This window comes from Micromonospora sp. MP36 (genome assembly GCF_008119785.1).
In the GTDB taxonomy this organism is placed as follows: Bacteria; Actinomycetota; Actinomycetes; order Mycobacteriales; family Micromonosporaceae; genus Micromonospora.
Genome location: NZ_VSFA01000031.1, coordinates 36,302 through 52,257, shown reverse-complemented (window position 1 = coordinate 52,257; position 15,956 = coordinate 36,302). Strand labels below are relative to the sequence as shown.

The 15,956-nt window shown below is 71.7% G+C and carries 12 protein-coding genes; 2 read left to right on the top strand and 10 right to left on the bottom strand.

The features are described from left to right. Positions 1–128 precede the first annotated feature (128 nt). A complete protein-coding gene (locus tag FXF52_RS20825) occupies positions 129–2,117 on the top strand; it encodes a beta-propeller domain-containing protein (protein ID WP_187413608.1) in 1,989 nt (662 codons plus the stop codon). A gap of 13 nt (positions 2,118–2,130) precedes the next feature. Here the strand turns inward: FXF52_RS20825 and FXF52_RS20820 are convergent, their stop codons facing one another. The 3 genes from FXF52_RS20820 to FXF52_RS20810 form a co-directional block, all read right to left on the bottom strand. Beyond that, entirely contained in the window at positions 2,131–3,165 is a 1,035-nt protein-coding gene (locus FXF52_RS20820; protein WP_255472174.1) for a hypothetical protein, read from the bottom strand. Positions 3,166–3,218: 53 nt separating this feature from the next. After that, positions 3,219–4,343: an SPFH domain-containing protein gene (locus FXF52_RS20815; protein WP_148799113.1), complete on the bottom strand. Its 1,125-nt coding sequence runs from the start codon at positions 4,341–4,343 to the stop codon at positions 3,219–3,221. Between the two features lie 198 nt (positions 4,344–4,541). Then, positions 4,542–4,793 (bottom strand): hypothetical protein, encoded by a 252-nt coding sequence (locus FXF52_RS20810; RefSeq protein ID WP_148799075.1) that lies wholly within the window; start codon positions 4,791–4,793, stop codon positions 4,542–4,544. 211 nt (positions 4,794–5,004) lie between these two features. Here FXF52_RS20810 and FXF52_RS20805 point away from each other — a divergent pair, with 211 nt between their 5' ends. Next, positions 5,005–6,171: an AAA family ATPase gene (locus FXF52_RS20805; RefSeq protein WP_222870595.1), complete on the top strand. Its 1,167-nt coding sequence runs from the start codon at positions 5,005–5,007 to the stop codon at positions 6,169–6,171. A 124-nt stretch (positions 6,172–6,295) separates the two neighbouring features. Here the strand turns inward: FXF52_RS20805 and FXF52_RS20800 are convergent, their stop codons facing one another. The 7 genes from FXF52_RS20800 to FXF52_RS20770 are packed head-to-tail and all read right to left on the bottom strand — an operon-like array spanning position 6,296 to position 15,947. Beyond that, entirely contained in the window at positions 6,296–9,055 is a 2,760-nt protein-coding gene (locus tag FXF52_RS20800) for a DNRLRE domain-containing protein (protein ID WP_187413607.1), read from the bottom strand. A 22-nt stretch (positions 9,056–9,077) separates the two neighbouring features. Beyond that, positions 9,078–10,475 (bottom strand): DNRLRE domain-containing protein, encoded by a 1,398-nt coding sequence (locus FXF52_RS41730; protein ID WP_187413606.1) that lies wholly within the window; start codon positions 10,473–10,475, stop codon positions 9,078–9,080. Between the two features lie 11 nt (positions 10,476–10,486). Beyond that, positions 10,487–11,545, bottom strand: coding sequence for a dihydrodipicolinate synthase family protein (locus FXF52_RS20790; RefSeq protein WP_148799072.1), 1,059 nt, complete (start codon positions 11,543–11,545; stop codon positions 10,487–10,489). Then, entirely contained in the window at positions 11,545–12,588 is a 1,044-nt protein-coding gene (locus FXF52_RS20785) for an NAD(P)-dependent oxidoreductase (RefSeq protein WP_148799070.1), read from the bottom strand. The genes FXF52_RS20790 and FXF52_RS20785 overlap by 1 nt, the downstream gene beginning before the upstream one ends. Further along, complete coding sequence (locus FXF52_RS20780; protein WP_148799069.1) at positions 12,569–14,107, bottom strand: beta-N-acetylhexosaminidase; 1,539 nt, start codon at positions 14,105–14,107, stop codon at positions 12,569–12,571. Before FXF52_RS20780 ends, FXF52_RS20785 begins: the two co-directional genes overlap by 20 nt. Next, positions 14,104–14,922, bottom strand: a complete 819-nt coding sequence (locus FXF52_RS20775; protein WP_148799066.1) for a sugar phosphate isomerase/epimerase — start codon at positions 14,920–14,922, stop codon at positions 14,104–14,106. Before FXF52_RS20775 ends, FXF52_RS20780 begins: the two co-directional genes overlap by 4 nt. Beyond that, positions 14,919–15,947 carry a Gfo/Idh/MocA family protein gene (locus FXF52_RS20770; RefSeq protein ID WP_148799064.1) on the bottom strand — a complete coding sequence of 343 codons (1,029 nt, stop codon included), beginning with the start codon at positions 15,945–15,947 and terminating at the stop codon, positions 14,919–14,921. Before FXF52_RS20770 ends, FXF52_RS20775 begins: the two co-directional genes overlap by 4 nt. Positions 15,948–15,956 lie beyond the last annotated feature (9 nt).

Sequence of the window (15,956 nt, the reverse complement as noted above, 5' to 3'; positions counted from 1 at the left end):
CCGGATACCGCGGCGAACGGGCGCAGTTCGGCGGGAACCCAGCCCGGGACAGCCACGTCGTAGGACCCATGACGGACAGCAGCGTCCACGTACCCCAGCGCACCGCCGCCACCGGCGTCCTCCGCGTCATGACTCGGGCTCGAGTCGTGCCAGTGGTCCTGGTCGTCGGCCTGTCCCTGGTGGCCGGCTGCACTGCGGAGCCGGCCAGCGCCCCACCACGTGACCGGGGTGTGCCGGCCGGCGAGTTCCGGCTGGTCGCCTACCGCTCCTGCACAGAGGCGCTGCAGCAGCTGAAGACGGCGGCCAAGGCGTACGTCGGGCCCTGGGGTTTCGGGCCGAACCGGGACATCCGTACCTTGGGCGGCGCGGAACAGGCCGCCGGAGCACCGGCCGCAGCGAAGCAAGCAGACGCCGCACCCGGGGCCGGCACCGCCGACTACTCGGGTACCAACACCCACGAGGCCGGGGTCGACGAGCCGGACCTGGTCAAGACCGACGGCAAGCGGATCGTCACCGTCAACCGGGGCAAGCTGTACGTGATCGATCCGGCGGACCGCCGCGTTGTTGGGGAACTGGACCTGACGCCCGATGGGTTCGGCGGCGCCGACGCCAGCCTGCTGCTACAGGGCGACCGGGCGCTGCTGCTGCTGCGCGAAGGGTGGGCCCCGATGGCGAAGCCCGCCGTCCCCGGCGGCCGTGCCATGCCGGCAGACGGTCGCTCCGCCCCGACGCCGGAGGACATCGTCGGTCCCCGCCTGATCATGGTGGACCTCTCCGGCACGCCGAAGATCATCGGCGAGTACCGCATCGACGGCAACCTGGTGGACGCCCGCCAGGTGGGTACGAGGATCCGTGTCGTGGTCCGCTCCGCGCCCCGACTGACCTTCCCCTACCGCGAGAAGGTCACCGACGAGCAGCGCACCGCCACCAACCGCCAGATCATCGACGACGCCACCGCCGACGACTGGCTGCCCCGGTACGAGGTCACCGCCGGCGGGCGGACCAGCACCGGACGGGTCGGCTGCGACCGGGTGAGCCGGCCGGCCAGCTACTCCGGCACGTCCCTGGTGACCGTGCTCAGCTTCGACCTGGCTGCGGCCACCCTCGGCGCCGGCGACCCGGTCACCGTGCTCGCCGATGGCGACACCGTCTACAGCACCGCATCCCGGCTGTACGTCGCCAACGACCAGCGCTGGCGGGTGCTGCCGATGCTGACCACGGGCAACCGTGCACCCGATCCGAAGGACGAGACCACCGAGATCTACCAGTTCGACACCTCCGGCGCGGGCGCTCCGCGGTACGTCGCCGCCGCGTCCGTACCGGGCTGGCTGATCAACCAGTACGCCATGTCGGAGTGGGACGAGCACCTGCGGGTGGCCACCACCAGCGGCCGCACCTGGGGCGCCAAGCCCAACTCGACCTCCAGCGTGTACGTCCTGCGCGCCGACGGCACGACCCTGAAGCAGGTCGGCAAGGTCACCGGACTGGGCAAGGGAGAACGCATCCACGCGGTACGGTTCGCCGGCAGCACCGGATACGTGGTCACCTTCCGGCAGACCGACCCGCTCTACACCGTCGACCTGCGTGATCCGACGGCGCCGAAGGTGAGCGGCGAACTGAAGATCACCGGGTATTCGGCGTACCTGCACCCGGCCGGCGACGGGCGGCTCCTCGGCGTCGGGCAGGAGGCGTCGGACCAGGGCCGGGTCCAGGGCACCCAGCTCTCGCTCTTCGACGTCTCCGACCCGGCCAAGCCGACCCGGATCGCCCAGTATCACGTCAAGCAGGGGCACTCCGAGGCGGAGTTCGACCCGCACGCGTTCCTCTACTGGCCGGCCGAACGCCTCGTCGTGGTCCCGCTGACCGTCCACGCCGCGGGCGCCGTGACCCGCCCCGGTCCGCCGAGCAACGTGGCGCTGGCCCTGCGGGTCGGCGACGGCGGGTTCACCCAGGTGGGCACGGTCGACCACCCGCTGGCCACGGGGCGTCCCCAGGATCAGGCGCCGATCCGCCGGTCACTGGTGGTCGACGGAGTCCTCTGGACCGTCTCCGACGCCGGCCTCCGGGCGACCGACATCGCCACCATGAAGACCCTCGGTTGGCTGCCGACGGCGTGACCTCACCACCGCGTCAGCGGCTCATCAGGTAGGCCATCACGATCGCCGCGACCAGCGCCAACGCGGCCAGCACCGCCGCCGTGATCTTCGCGGCGCTGTACGGGCGCTCGCCGATGACCTCCCCGGTCCGCGCGTTGACCAGGACCTGGTACGACCGGCCGGCGTGCAGGTACGCGGCGATCCACACCGGCAGCAGGAGCAGCTTGTACGTCACGTCCGAGTAGGTGGTGTCCACGGCGGTGACCCGCTGCTCGTCGCCGCCGATGTCCGACCGGCAGTCCCGATCGATGACCGGCGCCATCCGGGTCTTCGCCTCGGCCAGCCCCGCCTCGGGCTCGGTGTCGTACCGCAGCGCGTGATAGCCGGCCAGGTAGTCCCCGTGATACGCGACCGCCTCGGCCAGCGGCCACGGGGCCAGCTGATCCAGCTGCTTCTCTGGCAGGTGGGTGGTGGCGGGCACCAGCACGTCGTCGAAGTCCCGGCGCACCGTGCCGCTCGCCGGGTACCACCGGGTGCGCCGCACCCGCCGGGTCCGCGTCTCCTGCCTGCCGTTCACCGTCACCGTGTACGTCTCGGTGACGTAGTAGTACTCGCCGCGCTGACCCTGGTAGTCCGAGACGGTCCGCGCGTCGAACGTCCAGTGCGGCAGGTAGGTGCCCTTGAGCGTCTCCGCCTCGCTGACCTTCTTCAAGCTGTTCGGCGCGAACCAGCGGCTCCGGCACCACTGGCCCAGGGCGGTACGCACGCCGGCCTGGTCCACCGTGAACGGCAGCACCGCCTCCGGCGCGATCAGCTCGCCCGCCGCGGCGTCCGCCACCAGCGGCGTGGCGCAGAACTGGCAGCGCTGAGCGAGCGCGTCGCTCTCGGTCCGGGCGCCGCAGCCCGGGCAGACGAACGTGTGCGCGCCGACGCTGGCCACCGGCTTGCGGGGCAGCGTGGCCAGTTCGGCGTACGCGTGCTCGCGCACCTCCCGGCCGGCGCCGGCGATCTGCTGTCGGTGCCCGCAGTACGGGCAGCGCAGCACCGTCGTGCCCGGCGCGTACTCCACCCGGGCGCCGCAGCCCCCGCACCGGTACGACGGAGGAGAAACAGCCGTCTCGCTCATTGCGGCGGCAGCGGCGGTGGGACGCTGGCCAGCACCGACGCGAGCTCCGGCACCTGCCCGGCCGGTTGCCACTGCGCCATGCCGGCGCGCCACACCAGCGTGTCCGGGCCCAGCGTGCCCGCACCCACCTGCTCGGCCAGGCCACCGACGTCGTACGGGCCCTGCCGCTGCCCGGCGACGCCGACGTACCACTGGGTCTGGTTCGGCAGCGGCGGCGGCTCGGTGCCACCCGGCTGCGCGGCAGCCGGCGCCGGCGTCCCGGCGTTACCCGACATGGACCTGGCCACCTGCTGGCCCACGGCCATGCCCATGCCCAGCCCAATGCCGGCGCCCGCGCCGCCGCCCGGGTTCTTCGCCGCGTCCTCCAGCGCGGTGGCCGCCTGGTAGCGGGTGAAGCGGTCCAGGTCCCCGACCGCGCCGATGCCGGTCCGCTTGTCCAGCGCCCGCTCCACCTCTGGCGGCACGGAGACGTTCTCGATGACGAACTTGGGGATCGCGATGCCGACCTCGGCCAGTTCCTCGGTCAGCACGGCGGCCAGCCGCCGGCCGATCGCGTCCTGGTGCGCCGCGAGGTCCAGCAGCGGCACCCCCGCCGTGGCCAGCGCACCGCCGAGCCGCCCCACGATGAGCTGGCGCAGATATTCCTGCACCTCCTCGGTGCGGAACTGCGGATCCGTGCCGACCAGCTCCCGCAGGAGCTGCTGCGCGTCCACCACCCGGGCCGCGTAGGCACCGAACGCCCGCAGCCGGACCACGCCGAACTCGGCGTCCCGCACGATCACCGGGTTCTGGGTGCCCCACTTCAGGTCGGTGAACTGCCGGGTATTGACGAAGTACACCTCGGCCTTGAACGGCGAGTTGAACCCGTACTTCCAGCCCTTGAGGGTGGACAGGATGGGCAGGTTCCGGGTTTCCAGCGTGTACGTGCCGGGGCCGAACGCGTCGGCGATCTGCCCCTCGTTGACGAACACCGCCGCCTGGGACTCGCGGACGACCAGCTGGGCGCCCATCTTGATCTCGTTCTGGTATCGGGGGAAGCGCCAGACGATCGTGTCCCGGCTGTCGTCCAGCCACTCCACGATGTCGACGAACTCGCCCCGGAGCTTGTCCATCAGCCCCACCGCGTCCCCCTCCCCCTCAGTGCCGAGGTCATCGGCGTCGCGGCGACGGTAACAACTGCTCGCCACCCGCAGTCTCCGCGCCAATGCCGGCGCTGCGCCAGGGTGAGCTGTACCGTTTGCCTGCCGGGCGCCCCGGGAGTCGGCTTTCTGACCGAGCTGACCCAACCGGAGTCGGGGCCGGTCTCGCCGACAGTTGCCTCACCGGCCGTCCCGGCTGAGCGTCGCTGCCGTCCGGCGTCGCCACCACGAATGCAGCCCCCGCCCGATCAGCGCCGCGGACACCAGGCCCGGCCCGCAGTGAACCAGCAGCACGCCGGCCAGACTCGGGCCACCCCAGTCCAGCCGGTAGCTGGCAGGATCGGTCATGTTGATCACGAACGGCTCGGCGGCCGCACGAGCGATCAGATAGAGCCCGAGCAGGATCCCGAAACCCACGAGAAATTTCTTCACGCGCCGAACGGTAGGAGGAGGGTCGCGGGATTCGCGTCGCTCCTCGGTATCAACTCCGGCCTCGTACCACGGTATGCCCCTTGAGCTTTCGGGGTTCACGGCTTCGACGGCTGACTTCCCGCCTTGGCTTCAGGTTCGGGAAACGACTCGACGGGCCGGACCGTGGACGCAAGGATCTTTGGCCATGGTGTGGGACACGGTCCACCCGAAGGTGGCGACCGGCGAGGTGGTTCCTGTCCTGTGGCTGTGTGGCCCTCCCGGTGTCGGCAAGACCGCGGTCGGCTGGGAGATCTACACGGAGTTGATCCGGTCTGGTGTCCGGACCGGCTACGTCGATGTGGATCAGCTCGGGATGTGCTATCCGGAGCCAGCCGGCGATCCCGGTCGGCACCGGATGAAGGCACGCAATCTCAATGCTGTCATCGCCGGGTACCGGGCGGCCGGAGCCCGGTGCGTGGTGGTCTCGGGTGTTGTCGACGCCCGCCCAGGCGTACACCGCGATGAGCTGACGCAGGTGGCGTTGACGGTCTGCCGGTTGCGCGCCGACGAGGAGCAACTGGCGCAGCGGTTCGTCGGCCGGCAAGGGCACGACGGCGGTCTGGCGCAGGCGTTGCGGGAGGCGGTACAGCTGGATGCCGGCGCTGTTGCCGAGGTCTGCGTGGACACCACGGGGCTCACGGTGGCCGACGTGGCGCGGCGGGTGCGTGACCGCCTCAACGGTTGGCCCGTGCTGAGCGACCCGCAACGGCCGTTGTCCGCCGCCGAACCCGTCGACGGCCACCCGGTCGGGGACGGCGCCGGAGCCGGCGTGGACCGTGGTGGGCGCGTGCTGTGGCTGTGTGGCGCCACCGGTGTCGGCAAGTCCACCATCGGTTTCCAGGTCTACCTGAAGGTTCTCGGCGCCGGGCTGACGGCGGCCTACATCGATCTGGACCAGATCGGCTTCTGCGGCCCTGTGCCCGCCGGTCATCGCCTCAAGGCTCGCAACCTCGCGGCGCTGTGGCGTACCTACCGGGACGCCGGGGCTCAGGCCTTGGTCATGGTCGGCCCGGCAGAGGACGAAGCCACCCTGGGTGGGTACGGCGACGCGCTGCCCGCATCGACGGTGACCGTGTGTCGCCTGCACGCCGGACGTGACACGCTGACCAGCCGGATCATGCTTCGCGGCCAAGGTCGTGGCAGCTGGCCGCAGCCGGGCGACCCACTGGTCGGCAAGCCGGCCGCGCACCTGCTGAGCGTCGCCGACCAGGCGGCGCACGAGGCGGAGGCGCTGGAACGAGCCGCGATCGGCCATCGAATCGACACCGACGGGCGCACGATCGCGGAACTCACCGACATGGTGGTTGCCCGAACCGGGTGGCTGGGCCAGCTGCCGTAGCCGATGCCATCGCCGCCAGGCCGCGCGGTGCTGCGGATGCCCCCGCCGTGGGCTGACGGTGCTCAGCTCGCGGCAAGGTTCTGGCGCCTGTCGATGGGAGGGACGGGCGCCAGAACCGCCGGTGTCAGTAGATGATCAGGTAAGGCTGCTGGTCGCTTTCCCGGCTGTCCAGGGCGAGTGGTCGCCCGGCAGTCGTGTCGTCGGAGAGTCGCAGCGTCAGGGCTCCGTCGGCCAGGTTGGCGTTGACCGCGCCGGTGACGTCGACCGAATACCAGCCGGGGCGCTCCACCCGGACGGTCCCGAGCACGCTTGCGCCCGCGCTGGACGGGCGGCTGTTCCAGCTCACACCCTCCTCGGACCATGAGTCGTCGGCCAGTGCCCGCACCGTCACCGGTACGGCGCCACTGCCCGGCGCCACCGAGCTGACGTGGAAGTACAGCCGGGCGGAGACAGTCGCGGTGCCCGGATAGCCGCCGAGTCCGGCCTTCAGGTAGGCCATCCGGTCGTCGTCCGGGCTGTGCGCGTCGGGGAGGTCAGCGACCTCCAGTTCGCGCGCGGATCCGTGGGTGGTGTCCGCGTACGCGCCGGCGCGTACGAAGGTGTCGGCGGTCACCGGCGTCGTGGTCTGCCACCTGGTCTCCACGTTCCGGGCCCGGTCGTGAGCGGATGCCCAGTAGTAGCCCGGGGCGGTGATCCGCAGCGGTTGGAAGCCCACCTCGCCGGCCGGGGAGCCGATCGCCTCCGACGCGCCGGACGCCTGGCCGTCCGAGTTCGCGTTCATCGTCAGGTACCGGCCCGCCATCTTGGTGAACCGGCCATGTACCGCTGCCGCGACCGGCTTCCCGGTGACCAGGTCGGTCACCCGGATCCGCACGGTCGCCGGACCACCCGCGGCGGTCACCGTCAGCTCGGAGACGATCAGCGGCCGCAGGTCGGTGCCGGCGGTGGTGGCGGAGACAGGCGGCGAGGCCGGCCCGACGTTGCCGCGTACGTCCACGGCGGCGACCCGGTAGTGGTAGGTGGTGTCCGGCAGCAGTCCGGAGTCGGTGAAGCTGAGGCCGCGCGACTGCCCGGCGAGGTTCTCCGGGCCGGGTGTGAAGCCCGGGTCGGTGGACCGGTAGATGTTGTACTGCTCCACCTCGGTGTCGTCGAAGGCCCGGCCGTAGGCGAGGTCGATGCTCTGGTGGTCGAAGGTGTTCGCCGTCGGCGGCGAGCCGACCGCAGTGGGCGGGCCGGTGTCGGCCGGCATCGGCGTGTACTCGGCGTTGGGTCCCCACACCGACGGCAGCCAGCGGATGGAGTCGTAGTGGTGCATCGCGATGCCGCCGAATGCCGGGCTGCCGGCGAAGGCGTCGTACACCTTCCGCAGCTCGCGCTCGGCGACGGCGCGGCCCTCCTCGCGGAAGGTGATGGTCTCCGGGTCGCCGCTCCAGGCGATGTCGAGCGTCTCCACCCCGATCACCACCGAGTTCGGTTTGCCGATCGCCTCGGCGTACGCGATCTCGGACTGCGCCTGGGCGATGATGCCGACCGAACCCTCCGCGGTGTCCCGGTAGTCCATGATCGAGATGTAGTCGGTCAGGTCCTGGATGTGTTCGCTGAGCGGTTTGGTGGCGCCCTTCCAGGTGATGTCGGTGCAGCACGTGTTGACGTCCAGCCAGCGCGGGATCGCCGGGCCGAATGCCAGCGACGAACCCGCCGCGTTCCTGCGCTGGATCATCTGCTCCAGGACCTCGAGCCACTGCAGTTGCAGGGCCGGCTTCTCGGCCGCGAACCCGGGATAGATGTAGGGTTCGATGTCCACGTTGACCCCGTCGAACCGTTCCCCCGGCGGGGAGGCGAGGTTGTAGTTGAGGATCTTCTCCATTTCCCGGACCGCGCGGGGATGGTAGCGCTCCAGCCCGCCGAGGAACGGTGGTTGGGTGCCGCCGGCGATCGTGGCGTAGACCGTGAAGCCCTGCGCGTGGGCCCAGCTCAGGAAGTCCCGCACCTCGGCGCGCTTGTCGTAGAGCATGTCCAGGTCGCCGTACCGGTCCACGCCGACATAGAGGGTGGTGATCGGCCGCGAGCCGAAGGTGTCGGTGTCGCGCGCCGTGGTCGCGAGCAGCCGGCGGGATCCGGGGTTCAGGATCAGGCCGTACGACGCCCGCTCCCAGATCCACATCGCCCGGTCCTGCGGGCCGACCCGTACCGGCTCGGCAGCGCCCTTACCGGCCCTGACGTAGACGGTCGGGCTGTACCCGGTGTTGCCGTACGCGTCGACCGCTCTGGCCTCGATGCTTGCCATGGCGTCGCCGAGTTCGCGGGGATCCCACAGATAGGTGTAGGTGCCCTTCGCCCCGAGCGCCCGCAGCCAGGCGCCGCCGTTGACGCGCACCGACACCTCGCGTACGGCGTTGCGCGCGGCGACCGAGACGCGGATCGGCGTCGGCTGCCGCACCGTGCCGCCGTCGTCGGGGCTGGTCACCGCCACGACCGGGACGTTGGCGGCGGGGTTGTCCACCCGCAGCGTGACGAACGGGGACCAGACACCGTAGCGGGTGTCGGTTCGCTTGGCGCGCACCGCGACCTCGATCTCACCGTCCACGCCGGTGGTGTTCAGGTCGTAGTACCAGGTGCCGGTGTCGTCACCGTCCGGGTCGACGGTGTGCACCGGCGGGGTGGTGCGTCCGTCGAGCACGATGCTCAGTTCGTACGCGTCGGTGTAGCTGCCGGACAGGCGGACGGTCCCGGCCGGCACCGCGTCGCCGCTGGTATGCGAGTCGATGGTGACCGAGGGCGCGGCGGCGGAGGCGGGCTGCCCGGGCGGCAGCAGCAGAGCGGCCAGCACGGCGGCGGACAGCGCCAGCCCGGATGGCCACGACCTGCGTCGGATCAGGGACACGGGGAGTGCTCCTCTCAGGGGGTCAGGAGATGAGGAGGTACGGCTCGGTGCCCGCGCCGTACTCGCGGGAATCGATGACCACCAGCCGATCGGCGACCGAGTCGTCACCGAGTCGGAAGCTGATCTGACCGTCGTTGAGATTGCTGTTCACGGCACTGGTGACGTCGATCGCGTACCACCCGGGTGCCGTCACCTGCAGCGTGCCCAGCAGGGTGGCTCCCGCGGTGGGCCGGTTGTTCCACGTGATCGTCGACTCCGACCAACTGTCGTCGGTGAGCACGCGGACGGCGATCGGGACCGGACCGGCCCCCGGAGCGACCGAACTGACGTGCAGATGGAGCCGGGCGGAACTGGCCGGCACGCCGGGTAGGCCGGCCTTCAGGTAGGTCAACCGATCCACGTTGGGGTCGGCGGCGTTGGGGGCGTCCTTGACCTCCAGCGCGGTGGCCGGCCCGAAGTTCGTGTCGGCGTACGTGCCGCTGCGCACGTGTGCATCCGCGGCGACCACGGTCCGCGGCACCAGGGTGTCCCTGCGCGGGATGCCCCCCGCCCGGAACCCGGCGACCGCGGACTGCACCTCGGTGGTGGTGAGCGAGGAATCCCGGGCGTGGTAGACCCAGTCGACGTCGAGGACGTACCTGCGGGACGTCGACGAGGAGACCAGGCCACCGTTGGCGAACCACACGGCGTACTTCAGGAACATGAACGCCTCGGGGGCGTAGTCACCGCCGTGACTGGCGACCAGCACGCCGTCGATGTAGTACCGCACCTCGCCGCCGGTCACGTCGAGTTTGAGCAGGTGCCATCCGTCGTGGCTCCGGGACAGGACGGTTTCGAGCGCCCGGGGATCCCACGGGCTGTCCTGATACGTCTCCCAGGTCACCATCTGCAACGCGGTGCCGGCCGACCCGAGGCCCCCGTTGGGGACGTATTCGTAGTCGAGTTCGCTGTAGTTCGGATCCAGTGGGTGGTTGAGCTGCGAGATGGTGTAGAAGGTCTGGACCACCTGATCGCCGTCCGGCCCGCTCTCCGGCGCGTCGGTGAACCGGATCCGGGTCGCGTACGTGCCCTCGAAGAACCGCTGCCCCTGGGCAACCGACGCCTGGGTGGTCGTCTGGCCGGTGCCCTGGCTGGTGGCGGCGAGCCGCATCACCCGGTCGGCGCCGGAGCCCACCATGGAGACGTTGTCGGCGCTCCACGTGGCACCCGACACCCCGGGCCCGCCACCGCCGGTGCGCGCGGTCCAACCGAACCCGGCGAACGCCGGATCCGCGGGACCGGTGTAGCTGAAGTCGTCGAAGAACTCCTGCGGCACCGCGGCGGTGCGCGTCTGCGCCGGGTGCGCCCCGGACGGTGGCACCGCCGGCGGGACCGAGGCCACCGCCAGCACGGCGGCCAGGAGTGCGTGGGGGAGGATCATGGCTGCTCCTGCTATGTGTCGAGCCAGCGGTCCAGGTGCGCGGCGACGAACGCGTCGTCCTGCAGGTCGGGGTACGCCCCGATCACACGGTCAAGTTCCGCCGCCTGCCCCGGGGAGAGCCGCTCCTGCTCGTCGAGCAGCCGGACGTTGTCCAGCAGGCCCTGGCGCCGCAGCACCTCATGGATGCCGGCGACGCAGCCGGCGAAGCCGTGGGCGACGTCGAAGACGGCGGCGTTGGCGTCGGTCAACGTCGCGGCCGTCGTGAGCAGTTCCTCGTCGAGCTGTCCGGTCCGTGCCGCCTCGCGGGCCCGTTCGAACAGCTCCACTGCGCGGTGGGTCCACACGGCGTACTGGCCGAGCAGCCCGCCCACGATCCGCTTGCTGACATGGCCGCCATTCACCGGGAAGCGGTACGTGGTGAGCAGGTCGACGATGATGTTGTCGTCGTTGCCGGTGTAGAGCGCGATCTCCGCCGCTCGTGAGGACTCGCACACCGCCCGGACCACGTCGAGGGTGCGGTACCGGTCGAACGGCGCGATCTTGATCGCCGCCAGGCAGGGCAGTTCGGCGAGGCGAGCCCAGAAGTCGTATCCGAGCGTCCGGCCGCCGACCGCGGGCTGGAGGTAGAAGCCGAAGACCGGGAGCACTTCGCCGACTGCCGCGATGTGTGCGATGAGTTCGTCGTCCGTCAGCTCCGCCAATCCGCGAAGGATCACCATGGCGAGGTGGTAGCCGTGGTCGGCGGCGAGCTTCGCCTCGGCGACCGCCTGGTCGGTGGTGCCGGAGACCCCGGCGACCAGCACCACCGGCCGGTCGCGTGGCGCCTCCCGCACGGTGTCCGCGGCGATCCGTAGCACCGGTTCGAGTAGCCCGGCCTCCCGGATCGCGAACTGGGTGGTGTGCACCCCGACCGCCAGGCCGCCCGCCCCGGCCTCCAGGTAGTACCGGCTCAGCGCGCGCTGTCGGCGCTCGTCGAGCCGCCCGGTGGCGTCGAGCGCGAGCGGGTGGGCCGGGATGACGACGCCCTCGCGCAGCGCCGAGCCGACGTCCACCGGTAGTGCTGCCGACATTAGAAACGCCCCTCCCGCTCCTGAAAGTGGGTGTCCTTGCCGTGGGTTTCGCCGCCGCCGAGCACCCATTCGGCGGTCCACTCGATCAGCGTGCGCAGCGGAACGCTGGGGTAGCCGAACAGCTCGTTCGCCCGCGCGGCGTTGGAGAGCAACGCGGTGGGCTCCGCTGCCCCGGTGAATGCCGGGGGCACCCCGAACAGCTCGCCGAAACGCTGCGCGATCCAGCGCACGGACGCGGTCTCGGGGCCGGCCAGGTTGAGCACCAACGGCGGCGCCGTGCAGTGCTCGAAGAGCCGGAGAGTGGCGGCGTTGACGTCGCCCTGCCAGATCACGTTGACGTTGCCCATCCGCAGGTCGACGGGCTCGCCCCGATACACGGCACGCGCGATCTCCAACAGCACTCCGTACCGGAGTTCGACCGCGTAGTTCAGCCGTACGATCGCCATCCGGGTGCCATACCGGTGTGAGAAGTGCTCGAACACCCGCTCCCGGCCCAGACACGACTGTGCGTACTCGCCGACGGGGCCCGGTGGCGTCGCCTCGTCGGCGCCGCCGCTCACCACCGGCATCAGGGGATAGACGTTGCCGGTGGAGAAGGCGACGATCCGCGAGTCACGGAACCGCTCGGCGACCCGCCCGGGAAGGTAGGTGTTGAGCGCCCAGGTCTGGTGCTCGGCGCCGTCGGTGCCGAACTTCCGGCCGGCCAGGTAGACGATGTTCGCCGCGTCGGGCAGGCCGGCGAGCGCCGCGTCGTCGAGCAGGTCGGCGCGCAGCAGCTCCACGCCCCCGCCGCGCAACCGCTCGACCAGCTCGGGCCCGGGATTGCGGGCCACCCCGATGACCCGGGCCGGCCGGCCTGCCCGGTCCAGGGCGCGCCGCGCCATCAGGGCCAGCTCGGGTCCCAGCTTTCCGGCGACGCCGAGGAGCATCAGGTCGCCGTCCACCCGCGCCAGGCTCTCCACCACCTCCTGGCTGGGCGTCGCGAGGGCCTCCCGGAGGGCGGCCAGGCTGCGCGGCGGGGCGTCACCCGCGTAAGTGGGCATCGGTCGGTGCCTCCTTGAGGGATGGCTGTGGCTCGGTGCGGGGCGATGGGATGGCGTCGAGCGGCCGGTACCTCACGCCCGCCGCGGCGAGGCGGGGCAGGTGCGCCGTGAGCCGGTCGCGGAAGCTGGCGAAGGAGTGCCGGGGCGCGGTCGACCACACGGTCTCGCTGAACGCACAGAGCCGGGGAAACGCCATGCGCTCCACGTCCTGCGGCCGCGGCATGTACTCGGTCCACAGTTGGCACTGGGCGCCGAGCGCCCCGGCGGGTCGGTCGGCGTCGAACTCGTACACCCGCTCCAGCGGCGTGTGCCCGCCGATCGCGAGCGGTTCGGTGTCCTGGTCCTGGCTCTGGTAGTAGTCGAGGTAGAGGTGCTCGTGGGAGGCGAGCACCACGTCGTGGCCGTCCTGGTGTGCCGCCGTTGCCGCGCCGTCGCCCCGCCACGGCATCGCGATCGCATTCGGCACCCGCAGCGCGGTGTCGGTGTCGTACCAGAAGACCGGGCGGCGGCCACGGGCGGTGACGAGGCTGGCGAGCTGCCCCACGTACCAGCCGAGCAGGGCCCGCTCGTCGGGCAGTCCCAGCTCGGCCAGGCGCGCCATGGCGGCCGGGTTGGCCCGCCACTGCCCGGTGGGGCACTCGTCGCCGCCGAGGTGCACGTAGTTCCCGGGGAACAGGGCCATCACGTCGTCGAGCACGTCGCGGTAGAACCCGAGCGTCGTCTCGGAGATGTCGAGCACGTGCTCGCTGATCCCCCAGACGGTCCAGACGTCGAGCTGGCGGCGGGTGTTGCCGAGCTGCGGGTACGCCGCTATCGCCGCCTGCGAGTGGCCGGGGCCCTCGATCTCCGGGACGACGGTGACGAACCGCGTCGCGGCGTACGCCACGATTTCCCGGATGTCCTGCTGCGTGTAGTAGCCGCCGTGCCGTACCCCGTCGTAGCGGCGGGGAGTCTGCCGGGCGTGTCCGACCAGGGTCGCGGCGCGCCACGCCCCGATCTCGGTCAGCCGCGGGTAGCGCGGGATCTCCAGCCGCCAGCCCTGGTCGTCGGTGAGGTGCAGGTGCAGCACGTTGAGCTTGTGCAGCGCGAGCATGTCGATGAAGCGCAGCACGAACTCCTTGGGCATGAAGTGCCGCGCCACGTCGAGCATCGCGCCGCGCCAGCCGAACCGGGGGGCGTCGGTGACCTCGAGGTACGGGAGGCTGACGCTCCGGCCGCCGTCCGGCATCAGCTGGCGCAGCGTCTGGGCGCCGTAGAACACCCCGGCAGGTGCCCCTCCGGTGATCTCCACCCCACGCTCGTCGATGGTGAGCCGGTAGCCCTCCGGGGTCAGGCGGTCGTCGACGGCCAGGCGTACCGGGGCGTCGGACACCGCCGCGCGGGTGAACCCGGGCAGCTCCGCGAGCCAGTCGGCGACCCCCTCGGCCTCCGGCCCGGCGGCGACCGGCACCGGTCCGGCGACGCGCAGCGTACCGGGGTGCTGGCGGATCGCCGCGGGATACGGGATCAACGAGGTCATTGCGCCGCCTGGTGCGCCGCGAGCACCGCCCGGAACGCGCCGAGCGCCTCGTCCAGCGGCGGCGCCTCCGGGAACCAGGCCCGTTCCCACTCCAGGGACAGCCAGGCCCGGTAGTCGAGGCGGTCGAGCTCGGTGAGGATCTGGCCAAGCGGGACCGTGCCGTGCCCCGGCAGCACCGGGGCCAGGTCGTCGGTCGCGCGGACGTCCTTGAGCTGTACGTGCCGCAGCCACGGCGCCAGCGCGTCGGCCGCCTCTCGGGGGCTCTCCCCCACCCGCCACGGGTTCACCGCGTCCCACAGGGCGGCCACCGCGGGCGAACCGACCTCGGCCAGCACCGCCGCGACGGCGCGCGCCGAGCAGAACACGTCGTGGGTCTCCAGCAGGACCGTCACCGGCCCACCCTCGATCCTCCGGGCCACTTCGCCGAGCCGCCGCACCGCCGCCGGATGCGGGTCGGCCTGCCCGTCCCGGCCGCCGAAGACCCGCACGTAGCGGGCGCCGAGTTGCTCGGCGATCTCGACGTGGTGGAGCAGGTCGGTGACCGGATCTCCGTCCGGTGCCGCGATGCGCACGTAGGAGGCGACGCAGATCGGCTCGACGCCCGCGTCCGCGAACCGCTTCCCGATCTCCCGCAGCGTCGCGGCCGGGGTGTCGGGCGCGACCGGCTCACCCTCGGCGCAGCGAAGCTCCACCCCGTGGCAGCCGGTACGCCGGGCCAGTTCCAGCACCGATTCCACCGGCTCTGCGGCACAGCCGAGGGTGCTGAACGCGAGCCGGCCCGCCGCCCATGCCGGTACGGTGTCGACGCCGCTCATGCCGCCGCCTCCACGGTGAACCGCGGGATCCGTACGGGGTCGACGCGTTGGGCCGACTCGTACAGCGCGAGCGCGGTGGCCACGACCGACTGCCCGTACGCCGCGTCGACCGCCGGCGTACGGCCGTCGCGGCAGCTCGCGACGAAGTCCGCCAGCTGCTCCCGGAACGCCACTACGATGTCGTCCTGCTCGGGCGTGACCACCTGCACCGCGTCGTCCCCCCGGTACGTCCACAGGCCGTCGCTCCGGGACAGCCGCAGCGCGCCGTGCTCGCACACCACCTCGGTCTCGTCCCGGAACGGCAGGCCGGTGCCGGTGACCGAGAGCACGACCCGTACCCCGTTGGCCAGCTCCAGCAGGCCGACCGACTCGGTTTCGACCTCGGCGCCCGGCCGGTTCCAGACGTACCCGTGCACGCTGGTGGCGGGTGCGTCGCCGAGCCACTGGGCCTTGTCGATGCTGTGGGTGCCGACGTTCATCAGGATGCCGCCGCCGGCGAGCACCGGGTCGAAGAACCAGTCCGGCCGGGATCCGCGTTCGTACCGCGCGGTACGCCGCTCGGTGATCACCACTGGCCGGCCGAGGCTTCCCGACCGCAGGATCCGCCACGCCTCGCGTACGGTCGGCAGGAAGTGCAGCACGTGCCCCACGGCGAGCCGTACCCCGTGGGTGGCGCAGGCGTCGATCATCCGCTGGCCGTCCTCGAGGGTGGTGGCCATCGGCTTTTCCACCAGGACGTGCAGCCCGGCTGCGGCGGCGTCCACGGTGATCGGTGCGTGCAGCGAGTGCGGCGCGGTGACCAGCACCCCGTCGAGGCCGCCGGCGGCGAACATCGCGGTGTGGTCGGCGTACGCGCGGGCCCCGAACCCGGCCGCGAGTTGCTCGGCGGCGGGCAGCCGCACGTCGCAGACCGCGGCGACCTCGACCTCGGGCAGGCCGGCGGCCGCGTCGAGGTGCAGCGCGGCGACGCTGCCCGCGCCGACCACCCCGACGCGGAATGGTCGGTTCCCCCATGTTTCGGTCACTGCACGTTC